This is a genomic window from uncultured Polaribacter sp. (genome assembly GCF_947503875.1).
GTDB lineage: Bacteria > Bacteroidota > Bacteroidia > Flavobacteriales > Flavobacteriaceae > Polaribacter.
Genome location: NZ_CANNFH010000004.1, coordinates 92,317 through 114,347, shown reverse-complemented (window position 1 = coordinate 114,347; position 22,031 = coordinate 92,317). Strand labels below are relative to the sequence as shown.

Genomic DNA, 22,031 nt, shown 5'->3' with positions numbered 1-22,031 from the left:
TGTTAATTACTATGGCTAATTGGAAAAAACTCTTGTACAACGCGTAATTCTGTTCTAAAAGTTAACATTTTAGCCCCAAACTTTTGTAAACCTTCTGCTTGTAGATTGGCTGCATTTTCTTTGTAATAAGCATCTAAAGTTTCTTTATTAGGTGTAGTATATTGCACAGAATAGGTTTTACCACCCATTTCTTCTTCTACCAAAACTTCAGTAAGTTTTGCAGAGGTAAATTTCCCAGTATCTAAAACTTGCGTTATTTTAGAGCTAATCCAGCTTAACCATTCTTTATGAACAGTATCGTCTATATTTATAGTTACGTTATATATATACATTTTTCTTATTATTTTAAGATTATAGGGTTTAGTTATTTTATAAAATATAACTACATCAACCATCAACTAAATAGTATCTCCTCTTAATTTTCTGTATCTTTTTCTGGCATCTACTAGAAAAATACTAGAAGGATAATCAAAAATTATTTTCTGGTAATACTTTTGTGCTTTTTCTGTATTATTCAATTTCTCATACATTTCTGCCATAATAAAATAGACGTCATCTGTTAAAAAACCTTGGTTATCTGCCGCTACAATTTTAGCTAAATCTAAAATAGCTTCTTCGTATTTTTCTTGTTTGATGAGTAATTTTGCTCTAAAAAAGAAAACATCATCGTAAATTACTTCACTCGGTATTAAACCATTTATTAATATATCTTTAGAATTAATAAGGTTGTCTAATTCCATTAACGCTTCATCGTCTTTATTTTGAAAGGCTAATAATTCTGCATTTGCCAATTGTTTTAATCCAGAAGGAATAGAGTCTACGGGTTCATTATCAGAAATTTTTAAAAATAAATCTACAGCATCATTCGCAATTAATTGCGTAGTAGAACCTTTTAAAACTTTTGCCTGTGCTTTTGCCCATTCAAAATCTCCTTTAAAATAGCTAGTTTGTGCCACTTTAAAACGCGCCTCTTGCGCAAGCACGTGGTTTTTTAGTTGGGTTTGTATTTGCGAAAAGTAGATTAAAGCTTTGTTGTATTTTCCTGTAAATACTAAAACATCGCCTAACTTTAGTTTAATTCTGGCTTTAGAGAATTTAGAATTGGCATACAATAAAGCCTCTTCTAACACTTTATTTGCCTGTTCTGGTTGGTTTGCAGAAAAGGTTAAAAAATCTGCATAGGCTACTTGCAAGTTAATAGTTGCACTATTTTTACCAAACTCTCTAAATAAATCTTGAAATAAATTTTCTGTCTCTGGGTTTTTTGTAGCTATCGCTATTTTTGCCAAAAATAAATGAGCATTTATGGCTTCATTTTTATTAGATGTTTTTTCTATAATATAATTAAAACATTCTTCAGACGCTTCATAAGCCTCATTTTCAAAGGCAATTTTAGCTAAGGTAAAAATTGTGCTTAAATCTTCGGGTAATCTTTGGTATAATGCTTTTTCTTGTAAAAGTGCTTTACCATATTGTTTCTGCTGCGTAAACAACCAGCTTAAAAGCACATTCCAAACATCTTTAGGTTTGCTTAAGGACTTTTTTAGCAATGTTTTTCTAAATAGAATGTTGGCTTCATTTTCTGCATCATCTGTAATATATTTACTAATATCGCGCAAAACAGTAGTGTAATACCGTTCATTTTTATCTACCATATTTATGTAAGCCTCAAACATTTCTTTATAGGCTGCTTTTTCTCCATAAATTTGAGCTATCTGAAAGTTATAATTGGCATTTTTATTAGCTTCCATTGCTTTTTGGTAAGCTAAAATAGCTTTGTCTAAGAGGTTGTAATCTTTAAATATTCTACCTAATAAACCGCCATAAGAAGGAATTTTTTCTAATGCCTTTAAGGCAATAGTATAGTTTTCTTCTGCTTTTTCTTTGTCTCCATTTCGCTCAAAATTATAACCTAAATATACAAATAAGAAAATATGCTTGTTATTTGCTTTTATGCGCTCATTTAAAAGCTTTTTGGCATCTAAAAATTGATTAGTTTCTTGGTAACACGCTATTAAACGCCCTAAGTAGTTGGTGTTAAAAGGAGAATATTCATATAGTTTCTTATAAAGCTGAGTTGCTTTTTCGTATTCTCCTGCTCTGTAGTAGTTTTCTGCAAGTAAATAATTATTACGCGCTTGTTGTTGTTTTGCATTTTGTGCAAAACTAAAACAGCTGATTATTAATAAAGTAATTAAAATTATTTTTCTCATACCGAATCAAAGATAATCAACATTAATGTGAATTTTAAACGAAACCAAATCTATTTTTAAGGAGTATTGTAAGGTTTTGGCATAAAAATTGACTTAAGGTATATAACTTATCAAAATTTAAAATTATGAATACTTTTACCAAACAATACGAAATTGCAAAAAATAACGCGAAACAATACATGAAAAACGGTCAAATTTCTGCATACTTACAATCTTTAGTAGAAATGAATAAGTATAAAAAATTAATGGTTACTGTAATCGCAAATTAATAGCCTATTTTTTTGCAGACATTTCTCAAAAGTGAGAGTTTCTCACTCTTGTATTTTTTTTTTTTAATAATAGTGTTTAGACTGCAAACTAAGACCTAAAAAACGGCAATTAATACGTTTAATTGATTATAGAAAACCCACAATAAGGCACCAAAACATCTGGTATTTTAATACCGTCAGCAGTTTGGTAGTTTTCTAAGATTCCTGCTAAAACTCTAGGTAAAGCTAAAGAACTACCGTTTAAAGTATGGGCTAATTTACTTTTACCGTCGGCATTTTTAAAACGAAGTTTTAATCTATTTGCTTGAAAAGTTTCAAAATTAGAAGCAGAACTTATTTCTAACCACCTGTCTTGGGCTGTAGAAAACAATTCGAAATCGAAAGTTAAAGCAGCTGTAAAACCAGTATCTCCACCACACAAACGTAAAATTCTGTAGGGTAATTTTAATTCACGTAAAATGTTTTTAATATGCTCTACCATGTCATTTAAGGCATTGTAAGAGTTATTTGGGTGCTCTATTCTAACAATTTCTACTTTATCAAATTGATGCAATCTATTTAAACCACGCACATGCGCGCCATAACTACCTGCTTCCCTTCTAAAACAAGGCGTGTAACCTGTTGCTGTAATAGGGAAATCTGTTTCTTGCAATAAATCTCCACGAAACATATTGGTAATGGGCACTTCTGCTGTAGGTATTAAAAACAAATTATCTTCTGTGGCATGGTACATTTGGCCATCTTTATCTGGCAGTTGCCCTGTTGCAGTGGCAGATGCTGTATTTACCAAATGTGGTACTTGGTATTCCTTATAACCTGCCTCAATATTTTTATCTAAAAAATAGTTGATTAATGCACGTTGTAAACGTGCGCCTTTCCCTTTATATACCGGAAAACCTGCACCTGTAATTTTGTTTCCTAATTCAAAATCTATAATATCGTATTTTTTAGCCAATTCCCAGTGTGGCAAAGCATTTTCGCCTAAATTTGGTATAGTTCCTTCACTAAAAATTTTCTCATTATCTTCCTCAGAGTTACCCGCTTTAACAGAGGCATGTGGTATGTTTGGTATTTGGTACAATAAGGCCTGTAAATCTTCGGCAAGTGTATTTAACTGTTCAGTTATTGTTTTAGAATCTTCTTTTAATTTACTAGTTTTTTCTTTTAGAATATTGGCTTTTTGTATCTCACCAGACTTAAAAAGACCACCAATTTCTTTAGATAGTTTATTAGATTCAGCTAAAATATCATCTAAAGCAACCTGTGTTGCTCTCCTGTTTTCATCTGTATCTAATACTTTTTTAACAATATTTTCTGCATCCGCAAAATTACGTTTTGCTAAACCTGCCAATACTGTTTCTTTATTTTCTCTAATAAATTGTACTTGTAACATTCTGTAAGAATTTAAGAATGCAAATATATAATTTGTCCTTTTAATAGTAACAACTTACTACATTAAAAATATGAAGGCTATTTTTTTTTGGGCGTTACCACAAGGGTCAGGTTTTCCGTTGCAAGTCCTCGTTCGTACCTCACTGTGGGCTTTTCACTGCAACCCTTAACGCGAGCTTGTCTAATTTTAAAATTATTTGTAAAATATAGCTACCTAAGTTAAATACACTTGTATTTCATGTAAAATGAAAAAATACACGATTTATTTACAAGCATACCTTACAAATCTTGGGGAGAATTAGGTAGCCTTTTATTTTATGGTTAAATACGTTTCTTTAAGAATGTTATTTAAAAGTATTTTAATTATAAATTCATTTTTTTGTAAACATTAAGTTAGCTTTTTTAAGTTGCCATTACTTTTTTTACTATTCTTAATAGTGTTTAAAACACAGCAATTTTTAATACTAGTTTAAGACTCATATTCAATTTAGTATAAAAGTAAACGGCTACCTCAGTTAACTATATTTGTTTCAAATAAAATAAATATATCTTTTGTATAACTGGGGGAATTAGGTAGCCTTTTACTTTTTTTATTAGAACTTTTAAAAACAATTTGCAAGTACACTTGTATTTTACAAAAATCGGGGGAATTGATTAAATTTTAGTGTAATTTTTAAATACGTTCTTTTAAGCTTATGGTTTTATTCCAATTTACTTGTGGGTTTATTTTTACTATTTCTTTTCATTTCTGTAGTGGTTATGTTATGTAAGCAATTATCGTATTTTTTCTATAATTTTTTAAGACAGTATAATCTTTAAAATTGTTTTTAGGGTTAACCAAAAAATATTTTGTAAGTACACTTGTATCATTTAAAAAATATATACTAATAGTTACAAGTGTATCTTACAAAAATTGGGGGAATTGGTTAAATTCTTATTTTATTGTTAAATACGTTCCTTTAAAATTTTGGTTTAATACCATTATCACTAAAGGTTTACTCTTATTTTCTCTTTTAACTTCAATAGAAGCTTTACCATTTGCCAGTTCTATAACTTCACTGCCTGTTGGTGTACCTAAACTTTTAAGGGTTTCTCCACCAGACATGCATTGAAAGTAAACACGACTTTCATAATCTAAACACCGCAAACCTTTTGCATCTATTGCAACTGCAGTAATTAAGTAGTTTCCGTTTTCTAGTAATTTATAGTCTAATTTTAGTTTTTTGGGCTTTCCGTTTTTGGTAAACCTGTAATTTATTTTTAGTTCATCTTTTACCGTTTTTCCGTCTGCTGTTTTACCAGAAGCAACTAAAGTATTTTCGCCTTCTTTAAACTGTAATTTCCAGTTTAAACCAGCTGCAGGAAAATCTTTTGTATTTCTCTTTTTGGTGCCTAAGTTTTTACCGTTTAATGATAATTCTACTTCTGGGCAGTTTGAGTAAACACTAATAGCTCTTGCCAAACCTTTTGGCCCTTGTCTCTCTGTCCAAGTATGCGATTCTATATATGTAAAAGGTTCTTTAGACCAATAACTTTTAAAAACATAAAAAGCATCTTTTTTATTACCAGCTCTATCTACCAAACCTTTTTGGTTCATGTATGGTATTGCATTTTCTGGTCTTAGAGGTGTACCAAAATCTTTAAATGCCCATTGAACGTTACCTACAAAAGTGTCGTCGTTTTCAGATATTCTTAAATGCCAATCAAATAAATCTACAATGTAGTTTTCAGACCAATCTCCTATTTGGGCAATGTTAGCAACATCTGTTTGTACAATAGCTTCTTCCCAACCATCTGCTTGTATTTTCCCTTCGCCAGTAATTGGGTTTTCTGTATGGCGTCCTACATGACTAGAGCCACCATATTCTGCATGTAAAAAATGTTTGTATTCTTTTTTATATTTATCAATTGCTTTTTGGTAGCTCTTGTAACTTCCAGAATACCAACCAGACCAAATAGACGGCGAGAATACATCTATAATATCTGCACCTTCATAATATTTTCTAATAGCTGTTTTTCTAGTTGGATCTAATTTGTGTGCTAAGTCGTTTAATTCAGATAAATAAGCACCTATGTTTTCTGTGTTTTCACCGTTTTCAAAATCTGGTAACCAATACATTTCATTGCCTAAAGACCAAATAATAACACTAGGTCTGTTATAGTTTTGTGCAATAATTTCTGTTAACATATTTTTGGTATTCCTTTTCCAATTGTCGTTTCCTAAACCACCTCTGCACCAAGGTAATTCGTCCCAAACTAATAAGCCTAATTCGTCACAGGCTTTGTAAATTTCTGGGTCTTGTGGGTAGTGGGCCAAACGTACAAAGTTGGTTCCCATTTCTTTAATCAATTCCATATCTGCTCTATGTTGTGCATTGCTCATTGCAGCGCCAACTCCAGCATGTTCTTCGTGTCTGTGCGTTCCTCTTAACAATAATCTTTTTCCGTTAAGATAAAATGCACCATATTCTTTAAACTCAAACCATCTAAAACCAACTTTATCAGTAATTTTATCAATGGTTTTTTCTTCTGATAAAAGTGAAACCTCTATAGTATATAAATTTGGGTTTTCTGTATCCCAAAGTTTTGGGTTTGCAATGTTATTAAAAGCTATTTTTGCTTGATTATTTGCAATAGTAAATTCTTTTTCTACAACAGATTTTCCATCAGAATCTAATAAAACGGCTTTTACTTTTGCATTTCCATCTGCATTTAAAACTGATACAGAACCAACTAACGTTGCATTTGTGTTAGAAACTTGTGGTGTGGTATATTTTAAGTTTGCCAAATGTGTTTTAGGCTTTGTTTGTAAAAAAACATCTCTTGTTATTCCACCAAAAATGAAGAAATCGCTTTTTTGAGAAGGAATAATTTCTGGATTATAACTATTATCTGCCCTTACTACAATTTCATTTGTACCATTTTTAAGAGCATTAGAAATATCTATGGTAAAACCTATATAACCTCCTATATGGCTACCAACTTTGTTGCCATTTACATAGATTTCTGAAGTAATATTTACACCTTCAAAATATAGCTCATAAATGGTATTTGTGTTTATAGTGATATCAATATTTTTTTTGTACCAACTACCATTTCTTCTGTAACCTGGTACAATGTCTGTAGCATCTAGACTATTCCACGAATGTGGTAAGTCTACAGGCTGCCATTTTTTTACTGCTAAAGCTGCATCAATATTTTGAGTATTATTTTCTAAATATTGCCAATCTTTATTAATATTTGTTTTTGTTCTACCTATATTTTCTAAGTTAGTATTGTTACAACAAGTGAATAGTAAACTTATTGTGAAGAAAATAGTATATACAATTAAGGATGATTTAATTTTCATAAGTCTAAATTGATTTTATTCTTAGTAAAGCTTCTAAAAAATAATAGTCTCCGTAAACTATTGGTTCATCCATTTCTGCTCTCTTAGACCAATCGCCAGAACTGTGATCTAAAATAAATGGCGCCTGTATATTTTCGGGTAATATGTAAGTTGCTGTATGTACATTTTTTAGAAACTTTTTACTGTAATTCAAATAAGTTTCATCTTTTGTGTAATCATATAGTTCAATTAATGCAGAGGCTACAATTGCACCTGCAGAAACATCTCTGGGTTCATTTGGTATGTTTGGTGCATCAAAATCCCAATAAGGTATTCCGTCTTCTGGTAAATTTTTATGATTTAAAACAAAGGCAGCTGTTGCTTTTGCTTGCTCTAAATATTTCGTATCTTTAGTATATCTGTAAGCCATAGTAAAACCATAAATTGCCCAACCTTGGCCACGTGCCCAAGAAGAATCATCATTTATACCTTGGTGTGTTACACGCATTCTAACTTTACCATTGGTAGGATTGTAATCTAAAACGTGCCAAGTGCTATTATCTGCTCTAAAATGGTTTTTTAAGGTAGTATTTGCGTGCTTTACGGCAATTTTATGAAAGGTAGAATCTTTAGAAATTTTAGTAGCTTCAAACAACAATTCTAAATTCATCATATTGTCTATAATTACCGGAAAATCCCAACGTTTTTTATTAAAACTCCAAGAACGAATACTTTGTACAGTGTCATTATATCTTGTAATTAAGGTTTGTGCACTTTTAACAATAATATCTTTATACTCTTGATTGTTTTTATGTTTTAAACCTTTACCAAAACTGCAAAAAACTTTAAAACCCATATCATGAGTTCCATCATTAAATTTCTCTTTTTCTATAAAAGCTGTCCATTGTTTTGCTAGATTTTTATAGGCGTCTTCTTTTGTGATTTCATAAATCTGCCAAAGGTTTCCTGCATAGAACCCACTGGTCCAATCTTTAGAAGGTACTTTTTTAATTTTATCTTCTTTAATATTATAGCTTCTTGGGAAAGCTAGAGAATCTAAAGTGTATTGTTTTAATTTTTGATATCTAATTTGTAATGCTTGCTCACCATTAAACGTTTGTGATTCTTGCTTACAAGAAAACAAAACGCTTAAAGTTATTAAGAGTATTAACGTTGTATATATGTGTTGTTTCATAAAATGTAATTTAAACTAACAGCTTTGCGAAAGTAACTATGTTTTAGGTTTTAGATGTCCTAAAAAGGGTGTGTAAAAATACAAATATTTAAAAATCAGAGTGTTATTTTGTTATGATTCTGTTTTAAATATTATTAATTAAAAAAGGCGTTTAACTTTTTTAGAGTTAAACGCCTTTTAATTCAAATAAAAACTCAAAAAATGATGTTTATTTTAGTAACCAGGATTTTGAGGTAATAAATTAGGGTTTCTTGCTAATTCATCTGGTGGTAAAGGCATTAAATAGTCATTATCATCAAATCCAGGTTTTGCTCCTTCTAAGCCTGTTGCACTAAATACTTGATTACCTATTCTTCTACGTGCAATATCATACCATCTTTTAAACTCAAAAGCTAGTTCTAATCTTCTTTCTTCCAGAACGGCTGTTCTTAAATCGTTTTGAGATAAGCCTGAAAGGTTCGCAGGAAAAGCAGAACCATTTCTAGCTCTTCCTCTAACTCTGTTAATGTAAGATAGTGCTTCAGCAGAACCTCCTTGAACTTCATTTAATGCCTCAGCAGCTATTAATAAAACTTCTGCATAACGCATCATAGAATAATTATGTTGAGAACCTCTACCATTATTGTTAGCAGTAGTTCCTGTAAATCTGGTATACTTTGCAATATGTGGCCTGTTTACAGCTCTACTATTAAAATTTCTATAGTTTGTAAAAGGTTCTACATTACCTTCAAAAACTCCTGTAGCATCAAAACTAACTGCTTTTCTATAATCTCTATCATCCCAAGTATTAAAAACATTTAAAGAAGGCACTGCTACAGACCAACCGCCACCAATACCATATTGTTCATCTGAACGAATACCAGTTAAGGCTGGTTGATAATCTTGACCAGAATCTCCATCTCTAAAACCATTAAAGTCTATTGAAAATATTGGTTCTACAGAAGCATCAATTGTATTTGCGTTAAAAAGATTTTGAAAATCTTGTTCTAATCCAAGACCATAAGTTGATTCGTTGTCTATAACGCCTTTTGCTTCATTGTAAGCTTTTTGGAATTCTCCATTTGTAAGATACACTAAAGCTAAGTAAGAATGTGCAGCAGATTTTGCAGGTATTGTTCTAGAACTTTGCTTATTTGGCAACCATTGCTTTGCAAATTCTAAATCTGCTATAATATTTGTATAAACATCGGCTGCTGATGTTTTACTAATAGAGCCTGCTGCAGCTGCATCTGTTACTGTGCCATCTAAATAAGGAATATCACCAAACTGTCTTACCAAATGAAAGTATGCAAAAGCTCTTACAAAATAGGCTTGTGCTACTATTGGGTTTTTTTGACTATCAGGAGCATCTACTAAGGCAGCGCCTTCTATTGCTTGGTTTGCAGCCGCTATCATTTGATAAGTTCTTCTCCAAAAATCTGGTATCATACCATTATCACCAGGTACTTCAAAATCATTATGTTGTATTCTTCTAGCAGAGGTAGTAGGGTCACCAATATCTACCATATCACTTCTTAACATAATAGTTAAAGACATTTTTCTTCCCCAGAAATCTTCATGTTGCATGTGGCCAAATGTTCCATTTACAGCTGTTTGTATATCTTTTGTAGATTGAAAAAAGCCTTCTGGAGCTAATAATCCTACTGGTTGTTCTTCTAAATCTGAACATGCCACCATAGTTAGACCAATGGCAAACAGTAAAAGTTTATATGTTGTTTTCATATTTCTAGTTTTATTTGTTTAAAATTTTATGTTTACGCTTACGTTAATTGCTCTTAATGCTGGGTAATTACCAAAATCAAAACCATTAGTAGTATTAGCAGCGGAGTTGTTGCCACCACCTGCACCAAAATAGCTTACCTCTGGATCTAAGCCAGAATAATTAGTAATGGTAAATAAGTTTTGAGCACTTACAGCTAGTCTTACATTCTGCATTTTTAACTTACTAACTATATCACTTGGTAATGTATAACCTAAAGCGATATTTTTTAATCTGATATAACTACCATCTTCTACAAAACGAGATGAAATTTCTTTTCCTCTTAATTTAGCACGCGGAATATTTGTATCTGTATTCGTTGGCGTCCAAGAGTTTAAAATTTCTGTTGTTGCATTAGAATCTCCGTTAAACAGCTGTACTGCTGTTAGGTTCATAATATCTCCACCTTGTGCTCCTTGAAAAAAGATGTTTAAGTCGAAGTTTTTGTATCTAAAATTATTTGTAATACCAAACGTAAAATCTGGTGTTGGATCTCCTATTATTTGCTGATCTGCAGGCGAAATGTCTCCACTACCATCTACATCTGAAAATAACTGATCACCCGCTTCTCCTCCAGGTAATAATGCAGTACCTGCTGGTAATGCTCCACCTTGGTAAACGCCTTGATAATCTAATCCCCAAAATGCGCCTAGTACTTCTCCTTCTCTTAAAATGTGAGTACGATCTATATTAAAGTAACCTGGAGATGCATCTAAAAAGATATCTAAATTTTCTGTATCAGATAGTTTTACAACTTTGTTTCTATTTAACGAAAGATTAAAATCTGTTGTCCAGCTAAAGTTTTCTTTACTAATATTTCTAGTATTTAAGTTAACTTCAAAACCTTCATTATTAACCTCACCTATATTTCTTAAACTAGCAGCTCTTAAAAACCCAAAATATTGTGGTTGGCCACTGTCTGATAAAATTAAATCTTCTGTATCTATATTATAATAATCTAAAGATAACGATACAGCACTATTAAATAAGCCTAAATCTACACCAATATTCGTTTGAAATGAAGTTTCCCATTTTAAATTTGGGTTTGCACTTTGTAAAGGGGTTACAGCACCAACTGTATTTCCGTTAGCAACTGCATAAATGTTCTGAAAACTAGCTAAAGATTGAAAAGGTGAAATACCTTGATTACCTGTAGCTCCATAACTTGCTCTAAATTTCAAGTTTGAAATACTTTCTATATTTTCTAAAAACTTCTCGTTAGATGCTTTCCAACCAAATGCAAAAGATGGGAAGATGGCTATTTTTTCGTTTGCAGCAAAGTTAGATGCACCATCACGTCTTATGGTTGCTGTAAATAAATATTTGTCATCAAAATCGTAATTTAATCTACCAAATTGAGATTGAATTTCAGATTCTACTAGAGAAGAAGTTGGTATAAGTTGTACAGCACCACCTGCTAAATTACGATAAGAGAAAGAATTTGAAGAAAAGCCTTGCGCTCCTGCTGAAAATCTTTCTGCAACATCTTTTTGGTAAGAATACCCTGCTAATAAAGTTAATTTACCTTTGCTAATTTCTGTAGTATATGTTAAATAGTTTTCACTAATTATGTTAGACCTTCTTAAGTTTCCTATTAAAGCTCTACCACCTACATTACCACCTGCAGTTGTAATTAAACTAGAGGGTCTAAAAAGACCTTCTGTTTCATTAATTGAACTAAAACCAAAAGTGGTTTTAAAGGTTAAGTTTTCTAAAATGTCATAATTCGCATATAAATTTGCTCTAAAGTCATCTCTTTTTGTTTCATTAACACCCTCTGTAGCTACTGCAAAAGGGTTGTCTATATCGTCTCCAACGCTATTTATAGTATTTAATCCGTTTGCATCTAAAATGCCTAAATCTGGCGAAAATCTAAACGAACCAGAAACAACATCATCTCCACCACCATTTGCTGTAGCTCCTGTAGACTGTGTTGGTACGCCGTCTTCTGCTCCTCTACTTCCAAATAAATTCATTCCTAATTTTAGCTTATCAGAAACTTGCGCATCAACATTTGCTAAAAAGGTAAATCTTTCAAATGCAGAGTTAATTAAAACACCGTCTTGTTTAAAGTAATTTGTAGAAGCATAAAAGTTTAATTTATCTGTACCACCAGAAAAAGAAAATTGATGATTTTCTGTAGTTCCTGTTCTGTACAATAAATCTTGCCAATCTGTATTAGCTGGCCCTTGTGCATAAGACGGATTAATAGTTTGTTGATACGTTGCAAACTGGTTTGCATCTAATAAATCTAATTCATTAATTGTATTCTGTATCGAGTAATTGGTATTAAACTCCATAGTAATTTTGCCTTTTCTACCTTTTTTAGTAGTAACTAAAACTACACCGTTAGAACCTCTAGAACCATAAATTGCAGTTGCAGAAGCATCTTTTAAAATTTCCATAGATGCAATATCATTTGGTTGAGGAAAAGTTGCCCCAACAAAACCATCTACTACAATTAATGGACTACTTGTAGCTCCAATAGAGGTGTTACCTCTAATTTGAATATTAATTGGTGCACCTGGTTGCCCACCATTATTAGATTGTACAACTACACCAGCAGCCCTACCTTGTAAAGCTTGTGCAGCGTCCAATACAGGAAATGCATTTAGTTCTTCTGATTTTACAGAAGAAACAGCACCAGTTACATCACTCTTTTTACGAGAACCATAACCTACTACTACAACTTCATCTAAAGAACTAGCATCTTCCATAAGTTTTACATTAATTACGCTTTTGTTACCTACCGTAATTTCTTTAGTTTTAAAACCTAAGTAACTAAAAACTAGCACATCAGATGCACTTTTTGTAGTTATGGTGTAATTACCATCAAAATCTGTGGCAGTACCTACAGAGCTTCCTTTAATTTGAATGTTCACTTGAGGAATTCCTCCTCCAGAACTTCCATCTGTTACTTTACCTGTTACTTTCTGTTGTGCAAAGACACTAGCAGAGGCAATCAAGAAAAAGCTTAGAATTAAATTTTTAATTGCGTTTTTTTTAAGCATGAATTTGATTTTAGTTAAAAATTTATTGGTTTACCAAATTGGTTTACCAGTTTGGTTTTCCAAATATACATAAATATTTGACTTTACAATAAATTAACTTTAAAAAGTTAATTTATCTTAAAATTTACAGAAGATAAATAATACTAAGCATAGTGGTAAAAATTATCACAACTAGGATTACCTCTAAAACAGAAATTTTTAATTTATCTTTCATGTGATAAATGTATCTAAAATTTTAACTTTAAAAATCCTAGAATAGTACTAAAAATGTACAACCCTTGTGTTTTAAGGAAAAAAACAGGGGTTATTTTGTCAAATTAGTAATCGGAAAACTTGTTGGAATACTGTGTTGGCGTCTCACCAAACTTTTTTTGAAAGCATTTACTGAAGTATTTTGGGTTTTTAAAACCTACTTTATAACTTACTTCTGAAATGTTAATCTTACCCTGTTCTAGAAGTTGTGCAGCACGTGTCATTCTAAAGTGTTGTATAAATTCATTTGGTGTAAAACTGGTCCAAGCTTTAATTTTCACAAACAACATTGTTCTACTTACACCTAATTCTGAGCAGAAATAAGGAATGTCAAAAGCATCGTTTGATATGTTTTCTTCTACAATTGCTATCGCTTTTTCAAATAATTTTTCGTCTAAAGAAGATAAAATTACTTTACTAGGTAGTAAAGTTTTGTTAGCGGAAAGGTTTTCTTTTTGTTTGGTAGAGGTTTCTAAAATATTTTTAATTCTAAGTTTAAATTCTTTTAAGTTAAAGGGCTTACTAATATAGTCATCAGCACCACTTTCTAAGCCTTCTAATTTATAGATTAGAGATGTTCTAGCAGTTAATAGTATAATGGGTATATGGCTTGTTTTTATGTCTTTTTTTATTTTGGTACATAGCGTAGTACCATCCATAACAGGCATTACAACATCACTTACTATTAAGTTTGGGTTATATTTAGTTGCCATTTTTAAGGCAATTTCTCCATTTTCTGCTTCAATTATATTATAATCTTTATTTAATATATTCTTTATAAAAGAGCGCAATGGTTTATTATCTTCTGCAAGAAGTATGGTTGCCGCATCTTTTTTATGAATATTATCTCCAATTTGATCTTTAAACAGTTCATTTGGTTTTTCTAATTGTGAAACGTACTGAGATAGATCGTCACTAAATTTAAAATCTTTTGAAATCTCATCTTCTAAAAGGTGGTTTTTTCCTAATGGTAAAGCTACCGTAAATATAGATCCCTCGTTATTTGTATTATTACTAATGTTTATTTTCCCTTTATGTAACACTACAATATTTTTTGCAATAGAAAGACCTATTCCTGTGCCTTTATTGTAGTTCTTATCAGGCTTGTTATTGGCATCAACTTCAAAAAATCTATCAAATATTTTATCTTTGTAGGTTTCAGATATACCTACACCAGAATCTTCTACAGCAATTAAGATTTCATTGCCATCTTTGGTTATACGAACTGTAATTTTACCTTTTTTAGGAGTATATCTAAAGGCATTAGATATTAAATTATAAAAAACTCTTTCTAATTTATAACGATCGTAATATACCAAAATCTCGTTAGCTGAGGTAAGAAAATTATAATCGTAGTTACCATCTTTAGCATATTCTGAGAAGGATAGATAAATTTCTTTTAAAAATTTTACAATATTGCCCTCTGCAGCTTCTAATTTAAAAAGATTTTTTTCTAGTTTTCTAAAATCCATTAACCTATTAATTAAAGAGAGTAAATGGTTGGCGCTACTTTCTATAACTAATAATCTTTTATACATTTTGCTACTACCTGTATAATCTTCTAATATTTGGTGTAAAGGGCCTAGTATTAGTGTTAATGGTGTTCTAAATTCGTGAGAAATATTTGTAAAAAAATCTAGTTTTGCTTTGTTGTTTTCTTCTTTCTTTTCATTCTCTAGAAGTTCTAAATTATAATCATGTTTTAAACGAACCTTAGATTTTTGTATAGTAATTAAAAAATATAAGGCAATAACTATGGCAAGTGCATAAAGTAAAAATGCCCACCAACTTTTCCAAGGAGCGGGCAATACTTTAATTTCTAAACGGGTTGCATTTGTATTCCAAATCTCATTGTTATTTGCTCCTTTTACTTCAAATGTATAATTTCCTGCATTTTGTATGGTATAATAGGCTGCATTTTGCGTGGTATGTATCCACTCTTCTTCAAGTCCTTTTAATCTGTATTTGTAACTATTTTTTTTAGAGTTGATAAAATTTGGAATTGCAAAGTGTATAGAGAAATTTCCTTCATCGTAGTTTAAAGTAACTTTGTCTGTATAGCTTATGGTTTCTTCTATAATTGCATCTTTATCAGTAATTTGTATCGATTTGTTTTTTAACTGAAAGTCTGTTATTAATACTTGAGGATTATACGTATTCATATTAAAATTAGCTGTATTAAAAGAAGTAACCCCACTTGGTCCGCCAAAATAAAAATTAGAATCGCCCAATTTTAAGCTTACATTGTTATTAAATTCATTACCAACTAAACCATCTTTTTGATTATAAACAGTGGTGTTACCTGCTTTAACACCGTACTTTACTATGCCATTATTAGTACTTATCCATAAATTTCGTTCTTTATCTTCTAAAATGCCGCTTATGTTAGAAAACGCATCTCTATTACCACCTAAAATTATGTTTTCAAAGGTTTTATTGGTGGTTAATTTAAATAAACCTTTTGCCTTTGTGCCTACCCAAATTGTATTTTCTTTATCTTGATAGGTTGTGGCAATATCATCTCCAGATTCAACATTATTATCATAAAAAAATCTTTCTACCTTTTTGCTGTTTGTTATTTTATTTAAACCTACTTGCGTGCTCACCCAAATCGCATTTGTAGCATCTACAAAAACAGAACGCACTAAATTGTTAGAAATAGAGTTGCTATTTGTTGTGTTTTTATAGGTTTTAATTTGTTTTGTCTCGGGGTTAAAATTAAAAACACCTTGTCCAAATGTACCAAACCAATATGTATTGTTTTTATCTTTTGTAATGGAGTAAACACCTACATTTTGTAAAATATTATATATTTCCGCGTTAATTATATTATTTTTAAATTGTTTTGTTTTTAGATCATAGAGCGCAATTCCTTTATTTAAAGTCCCAATCCAAAGATTATCATTTTCTACAAAAAGAGCTTTTATATTGTTACTGGGTAATAATGTTTTATTAGTGGGGTTTAAATAGGTAATTTTATCTGTTTGGGTGTTGTAAAAATTAATACCCTGCCCTTCTGTACCAAAAATTAAAATATTTTTATACTGTGCAATAGATCCTACAACATTATAATTTAATTTTCTAGAAATTTGTTGTTCGCAAAAGTTTAAAAAGTTATTGTTAGCTTTATCCCAAATGTTTACACCTCCGTAATATGTACCTACCCAAATAGAGCCTTTTTTATCTTTATAAATTGATTTTACAGAGTTTTTACTAATACTCTCAGGAGCAAAACTATTTGCTTTTATGGTTTTTATTTGTTCATTTTTATCTACTAAAAACAAACCTTTATATGTACCTACCCAGAGTGTACTCTCTTGGTCAAACATAAGTTGTCTAACATTTTTAGAGATAACGCTATGCCCTTTTTCAGATAAATATTTTTCTACTTTTTTAGTAGTTGTGTTTAGTTTTAAAACACCATTATTTCTAGAGCCGAGTAATAAATTGTTATCTGAATCTTCTATAATATTTTGAATCCAAATAGGTTTTGTACTATTGTTAAGTGTATTGTAATTTTCAAAAGCAAAATCTCCATTTATATTACTTTCAAATTTGCTTAAGCCTGCTTTTGTACCCAGCCAAATATTTTTGTCTTTTGTTTGTGTTATGGTTAAAATAAAGTTGTTTACAAGACTATTAGCATTCTTGCTATTACGATAAACATTGGTAAATTCACCTGTTTTTTTACTATAAATAGAAAGACCTCTAGAGGTACCTACCCAAATTTCTCCTGTGCTTACTTCTTTAAGACTCCATATTGTATTGTTACTTAAAGAGTTTTTTGTAGTGGTATGAAAAAAAGTAGTAAAACTGTTTTTTTTAGGATTGTATCTGTTTAAACCATTATAAGTTCCTATCCATAAAAAACCTTCGTTATCTTCTATTATTGATAAAATATCATTGTTACTTATAGAATTCGCATCGCCAACAATATTTCTATAAACAGTAAAATTTTTACCATCAAACTTGTTTAAGCCATCTCTAGTGCCAAACCACATTTGCCCTAATTTATCTTGATGGGTAACAATAACAGAACTTTGAGATAAGCCGTGTAAAGTAGAAATATGCTTAAATACTATTTCTTCTTGTTGGGCAACAAGAACTAAGCAAGTTATATTTAGGAAGAAATAGAGAAGCAATTTTTTCAATTTCATATAAACAAAAATAGAGAAGAATTAACATAGTATTACAAATAAGTTTTTAATCTTTTTAAGTTTTGTTAATTTGGCAATATAAAGTGCGTTTTTGTACATATTTGTAAATTTACAATTTTTGTAATTTAAAATCTATCGCTTTTTAAGTAACATTAGGCTAAAAATTTAGACCAACAGTCAATTTATTTATCGTTTGAAAATAGAATAATAAAAATTTATTTTTTACAAATACGATAATTTTAAATACTAAAATTTATTAAATAATTAATTTTTGAAGTGTTTTTTAAATAAAAAATAAAAAAATAGCTTTACTTATAACGTTAACTTATTTCAAGTAAAAACAACTTATTTTATGTATTTTTGAAATTACAAAAGTTGTTTTTTATTTTCGTTTCACGGAAGCAAAGGGTCTAAATATTGTTAGTTTTAAAACTTAAAAAACAGATTTTTTTTAAATGTAAAACACTGAATTTCAGTATTTTGAATTTTTTTATTCCTTTTGTGTATTATAACGTAAAATAAAAATATTAATATTATAATTACAAATAAGAAAACTAGTAATGAGTAAAACAATCGTATTAACAGGTGCAGGAGGCGTACTTTGTAGCACAATGGCTATGGCTCTTGCAAAACAAGGTAACAAAATAGCAGTTTTAGACTTAAGAGAAGAGGCAGCAAATAAGGTTGCTACAGCAATTAACCAAGCAGGAGGAGAAGCTATAGGAGTTGCTGCGAATGTTTTAGAAAAAGATTCTTTAGAAAAAGCAAAAGAAGTAATTAATACTGCTTTTGGTAAGGTAGATATTTTGGTAAATGGTGCAGGAGGTAATCATCCCTTAGGAACTACATCTAATCCGTTTTTTGCTATAGAAGATTTACAAAGTACGGTAGAAGGTTTCAAGACTTTTTTCGATTTAGATCCAAAAGGAATCGAATTTACCTTTAATTTAAACTTTTTAGGAACATTAATTCCTACACAGGTTTTTGCAAAAGATATGGTTGGTCGTGAAGGTTGTTCAGTTTTAAATATTTCATCAATGAATGCTTACACACCATTAACTAAAATACCAGCATATAGTGGTGCAAAGGCAGCTATATCTAACTTTACACAATGGTTGGCAGTACACTTTTCTAAAGTAGGTATTCGTGTAAATGCATTGGCTCCAGGTTTTTTCTTAACCGATCAAAACAGGGCTTTGTTAACTAATGAAGATGGTAGTTTAACCCAAAGAGGGCAGCAGATTATAGATCAAACTCCAATGGGACGTTATGGAACTGCAGACGATTTGGTAAGCTCTACACTATTTTTATGTGATGATGCATCAGCATTTGTTACAGGAATTGTAATTCCAATTGATGGTGGTTTTTCAGCCTATAGTGGGGTTTAATTTCCCATCTTAAATCTTCCCAAAGGGAAGAAATACTCTTTTAAAAAGATAATAATTAAAAAACAAAAACTTTGAATTCAGAACAAAAAGCAACTAATATCTATGAAACATCACGTCCTTCTGCAAAGACTGGAATGGGATTAGAACAAACATGGCGATGGTATGGGCCAAATGACCCAGTTTCTCTATCAGATATCAAACAATCTGGTGCAACAGGTATCGTATCTGCATTGCATCACATTCCAAATGGAGAAGTTTGGACAGTTGAAGAAATCCAAAAAAGAATTGCACAAATAGAAGCAGTAGGTTTAACTTGGTCTGTGGTAGAATCTGTGCCAATTCATGAAAATATTAAAACCAAAACAGGCGATTATAAAAAATACTATCAAAATTACAAACAAACACTTTTAAATTTGGGTGCTTGTGGTATTGATATTGTATGTTATAATTTTATGCCAGTTTTAGATTGGACACGCACCAATTTAGATTATGAAGTAACTGACCAATCTACAGCTTTGCGTTTTGAAGCGGCTGCATTTGCTGCTTTTGAATTGTATTTATTGAAAAGACCAGGTGCAGAAAATGACTATTCTGATGCACAAAAACAACAAGCTGCAGATTTTATAAAAAATACTTCTGAAGAAGAACAAACTAAACTAATAAGAAATATTATTGCAGGTTTACCAGGCGCAGAAGAAGGTTATTCTTTAGAGGAATTTAATGCAATTTTAGCCACGTATAAAAATGTAGGTCCAAAAGAATTAAAGGCGAATTTATTTTCATTTTTATCAGAAATTATTCCTGCAGCAGAACAAGCAGGCGTGTTAATGTGTATTCATCCAGATGATCCACCTTTTCCTATTTTAGGATTACCAAGAGTAGTATCTACAGAGCAAGATATTGTAGATTTGTACGATGCTGTAAAATCTCCAAATAATGGTTTAACTTTTTGTACTGGATCTTTTGGTGTAAGAGCAGATAATGATTTGGCAGGAATGGTAGAACGTTTAGGAGATCGTATTCACTTTATACATTTAAGAGCTACAAAAAGAGATGCAGAAGGAAATTTCCATGAAGCAGATCATTTAGACGGAGATGTAGACATGTATGCTGTAATGAAAGCTTTAATACTAGAGCAACAAAAACGAATTGCAGCAGGAAGGCAAGATTTAAGAATGCCTTTTAGACCAGATCATGGTCATAAAATGTTAGACGATTTAAAAAAGAAAACCAATCCAGGATATTCTGGAATTGGCCGATTAAGAGGTTTAGCAGAATTAAGAGGTCTAGAATTAGGAATTAGACGTTCACTATAATTAACAATAAATGTCAGTTTAAGCGCAGTCGAAAACTAAAAGCCTTTTGACTGTGCTAAATGTGACAACAAAATAAAAAAACAAAAACTATGGCAACAACATTTGAAACAAGATACGCTTCAAGTCCGCAAGCAGTAAAAAAATACGATACACAAGAACTAAGAGATGAGTTTTTGATACCAGATTTAATGAATGCAGGTCATATAAAATGGGTGTATACGCATTATGATAGATATATGGCAGGAGGTGCAGTACCAACCAGTGAAGCATTAACTTTAGAAACCATAGAATCTTTAAAATCAGAAAACTTTTTAGACAGAAGAGAGGTTGGTGTTATTAATGTTGGTGGCACAGGAACAATTACTGCAGACGGCAAAAGCTATAAAATGCTGCATAAAGATGCATTATACTTAGGTAAAGGTGTAAAAGAAGTAACTTTTACTAGTGAAGATGCCAACAATCCCGCAAAATTCTACATGAATTCTGCACCAGCACACACTGCTTACCCAACAAAGCAAGTTACAAAAGAGGAAGCTAACAAAATTGAATTAGGTAGTTTAGAAACAGCAAACCATAGAACTGTAAACCAAATGATTATTGGTGGTATTGTAACTACTTGCCAATTACAAATGGGAATGACAGAGTTGAAAACGGGTTCTGTTTGGAATACTATGCCAGCACACGTGCATGACAGAAGAATGGAAATCTATTATTATATGGACATTATGGAAGAGCAATCTGTGTGTCATTTTATGGGAGAGCCACAAGAAACACGTCATATTTGGATGCAAAATCATGAAGCAGTAATTTCTCCACCATGGTCTATTCACTCAGGTTCTGGTACTTCTAACTATACCTTTATTTGGGGAATGGCAGGAGAGAATTTAGATTATAATGATATGGATGTAGCAAAAATTACAGATTTAAGATAATATGTCACAAACCTTATTTGATATTACAGGAAAAGTAGCTTTAGTAACAGGTTCTACACATGGTTTAGGAATGTCTATGGCTATGGGTTTAGGTAAAGCAGGTGCTACTATTGTGGTGAATGGAAATTCATCTCAAGAGAAAATAGACAAAGCAGTTGCTTTATACAAAGAAGCAGGAATTAATGCTGTTGGCTACAAATTTAATGTTGCTGATGAAACGCAAGTAATAGCTGCCATTAACAAAATTGAAACTGAAGTTGGTGCTATTGATATTTTAGTAAATAATGCTGGAATTATTAAAAGAACGCCATTGGCAGAAATGGAAGTTGCAGATTTTAAGCAAGTCATAGATATTGATTTGGTGAGTCCTTTTATTGTTTCTAAACACGTTATTAAAGGCATGATGGAACGTAAAGCTGGTAAAATTATTAACATTTGTTCTATGATGAGCGAATTGGGTAGAAATACTGTTGGTGCTTATGCAGCAGCTAAAGGAGGTTTGGTTATGCTTACTAAAAATATGGCTACAGAATGGGCACGTTTTGGTGTACAAGTAAACGGAATAGGACCTGGTTATTTTGCAACTTCACAAACAGCACCAATAAGAGTAGAAGGACATCCTTTTAACGATTTTATTGTGAACAGAACACCAGCAAAAAAATGGGGAGACCCAGATGATTTGGCAGGAGCAGCTGTGTTTTTATCATCAAAAGCAAGTGATTTTGTAAACGGACACATTTTATATGTTGATGGAGGAATTTTAGCCACTATTGGAAAACCGTCAAACGAAGAATAATAAATTATAGCTCCACAAAACAC

Annotated in this window: 13 protein-coding genes; 5 read left to right on the top strand and 8 right to left on the bottom strand. The window is 31.2% G+C overall.

Features of this window, described 5'->3' with window-relative positions; genetic code table 11:
- Positions 1 to 2: 2 nt before the first annotated feature.
- Together Q0684_RS07530 and Q0684_RS07525 are read right to left on the bottom strand one after the other, a co-directional pair.
- Entirely contained in the window at positions 3 to 332 is a 330-nt protein-coding gene (locus Q0684_RS07530; protein ID WP_299014631.1) for a DUF4286 family protein, read from the bottom strand.
- A gap of 66 nt (positions 333 to 398) precedes the next feature.
- Positions 399 to 2,213 (bottom strand): tetratricopeptide repeat protein, encoded by a 1,815-nt coding sequence (locus Q0684_RS07525; RefSeq protein WP_299014628.1) that lies wholly within the window; start codon positions 2,211 to 2,213, stop codon positions 399 to 401.
- A gap of 125 nt (positions 2,214 to 2,338) precedes the next feature.
- Between Q0684_RS07525 and Q0684_RS07520 the strand changes: the two genes are divergently transcribed.
- Positions 2,339 to 2,482 carry a hypothetical protein gene (locus tag Q0684_RS07520; protein ID WP_299014625.1) on the top strand — a complete coding sequence of 48 codons (144 nt, stop codon included), beginning with the start codon at positions 2,339 to 2,341 and terminating at the stop codon, positions 2,480 to 2,482.
- Positions 2,483 to 2,600: 118 nt separating this feature from the next.
- On the opposite strand, the gene serS is transcribed toward Q0684_RS07520, so the two are convergent.
- From serS to Q0684_RS07490, 6 genes are all read right to left on the bottom strand, one after another.
- Positions 2,601 to 3,875 (bottom strand): serine--tRNA ligase, encoded by a 1,275-nt coding sequence (gene serS / locus Q0684_RS07515; protein ID WP_299014622.1) that lies wholly within the window; start codon positions 3,873 to 3,875, stop codon positions 2,601 to 2,603.
- A 933-nt stretch (positions 3,876 to 4,808) separates the two neighbouring features.
- Positions 4,809 to 7,223 (bottom strand): glycoside hydrolase family 2 TIM barrel-domain containing protein, encoded by a 2,415-nt coding sequence (locus Q0684_RS07510; protein ID WP_299014619.1) that lies wholly within the window; start codon positions 7,221 to 7,223, stop codon positions 4,809 to 4,811.
- 4 nt (positions 7,224 to 7,227) lie between these two features.
- Positions 7,228 to 8,397, bottom strand: a complete 1,170-nt coding sequence (locus Q0684_RS07505; protein WP_299014615.1) for a glycoside hydrolase family 88 protein — start codon at positions 8,395 to 8,397, stop codon at positions 7,228 to 7,230.
- A 213-nt stretch (positions 8,398 to 8,610) separates the two neighbouring features.
- Complete coding sequence (locus Q0684_RS07500) at positions 8,611 to 10,119, bottom strand: RagB/SusD family nutrient uptake outer membrane protein (RefSeq protein ID WP_299014611.1); 1,509 nt, start codon at positions 10,117 to 10,119, stop codon at positions 8,611 to 8,613.
- A gap of 18 nt (positions 10,120 to 10,137) precedes the next feature.
- Positions 10,138 to 13,167, bottom strand: a complete 3,030-nt coding sequence (locus Q0684_RS07495; protein WP_299014608.1) for a TonB-dependent receptor — start codon at positions 13,165 to 13,167, stop codon at positions 10,138 to 10,140.
- 317 nt (positions 13,168 to 13,484) lie between these two features.
- Positions 13,485 to 17,576, bottom strand: coding sequence for a two-component regulator propeller domain-containing protein (locus Q0684_RS07490; RefSeq protein ID WP_299014606.1), 4,092 nt, complete (start codon positions 17,574 to 17,576; stop codon positions 13,485 to 13,487).
- A gap of 560 nt (positions 17,577 to 18,136) precedes the next feature.
- Between Q0684_RS07490 and Q0684_RS07485 the strand changes: the two genes are divergently transcribed.
- The 4 genes from Q0684_RS07485 (at position 18,137) to Q0684_RS07470 (ending at position 22,008) form a co-directional block, all read left to right on the top strand.
- A complete protein-coding gene (locus Q0684_RS07485; protein WP_299014603.1) occupies positions 18,137 to 18,964 on the top strand; it encodes an SDR family oxidoreductase in 828 nt (275 codons plus the stop codon).
- A 134-nt stretch (positions 18,965 to 19,098) separates the two neighbouring features.
- Positions 19,099 to 20,280, top strand: a complete 1,182-nt coding sequence (uxuA, locus tag Q0684_RS07480) for a mannonate dehydratase (protein WP_299015537.1) — start codon at positions 19,099 to 19,101, stop codon at positions 20,278 to 20,280.
- An 89-nt stretch (positions 20,281 to 20,369) separates the two neighbouring features.
- Positions 20,370 to 21,212, top strand: coding sequence for a 5-dehydro-4-deoxy-D-glucuronate isomerase (gene kduI / locus Q0684_RS07475; protein WP_299014600.1), 843 nt, complete (start codon positions 20,370 to 20,372; stop codon positions 21,210 to 21,212).
- Position 21,213: 1 nt separating this feature from the next.
- Positions 21,214 to 22,008, top strand: coding sequence for a gluconate 5-dehydrogenase (locus Q0684_RS07470; protein ID WP_299014597.1), 795 nt, complete (start codon positions 21,214 to 21,216; stop codon positions 22,006 to 22,008).
- Positions 22,009 to 22,031 lie beyond the last annotated feature (23 nt).

What these genes read in the sequence shown, in the direction of transcription:
- Q0684_RS07530 (WP_299014631.1), bottom strand. Translation starts at nt 332, where the DNA reads ATGTATATATATAACGTAACTATAAATATAGACGATACTGTTCATAAA.
- Q0684_RS07525 (WP_299014628.1), bottom strand. Translation starts at nt 2,213, where the DNA reads ATGAGAAAAATAATTTTAATTACTTTATTAATAATCAGCTGTTTTAGT.
- Q0684_RS07520 (WP_299014625.1), top strand. Translation starts at nt 2,339, where the DNA reads ATGAATACTTTTACCAAACAATACGAAATTGCAAAAAATAACGCGAAA.
- serS (WP_299014622.1), bottom strand. Translation starts at nt 3,875, where the DNA reads ATGTTACAAGTACAATTTATTAGAGAAAATAAAGAAACAGTATTGGCA.
- Q0684_RS07510 (WP_299014619.1), bottom strand. Translation starts at nt 7,223, where the DNA reads ATGAAAATTAAATCATCCTTAATTGTATATACTATTTTCTTCACAATA.
- Q0684_RS07505 (WP_299014615.1), bottom strand. Translation starts at nt 8,397, where the DNA reads ATGAAACAACACATATATACAACGTTAATACTCTTAATAACTTTAAGC.
- Q0684_RS07500 (WP_299014611.1), bottom strand. Translation starts at nt 10,119, where the DNA reads ATGAAAACAACATATAAACTTTTACTGTTTGCCATTGGTCTAACTATG.
- Q0684_RS07495 (WP_299014608.1), bottom strand. Translation starts at nt 13,167, where the DNA reads ATGCTTAAAAAAAACGCAATTAAAAATTTAATTCTAAGCTTTTTCTTG.
- Q0684_RS07490 (WP_299014606.1), bottom strand. Translation starts at nt 17,576, where the DNA reads ATGAAATTGAAAAAATTGCTTCTCTATTTCTTCCTAAATATAACTTGC.
- Q0684_RS07485 (WP_299014603.1), top strand. Translation starts at nt 18,137, where the DNA reads ATGAGTAAAACAATCGTATTAACAGGTGCAGGAGGCGTACTTTGTAGC.
- uxuA (WP_299015537.1), top strand. Translation starts at nt 19,099, where the DNA reads ATGGGATTAGAACAAACATGGCGATGGTATGGGCCAAATGACCCAGTT.
- kduI (WP_299014600.1), top strand. Translation starts at nt 20,370, where the DNA reads ATGGCAACAACATTTGAAACAAGATACGCTTCAAGTCCGCAAGCAGTA.
- Q0684_RS07470 (WP_299014597.1), top strand. Translation starts at nt 21,214, where the DNA reads ATGTCACAAACCTTATTTGATATTACAGGAAAAGTAGCTTTAGTAACA.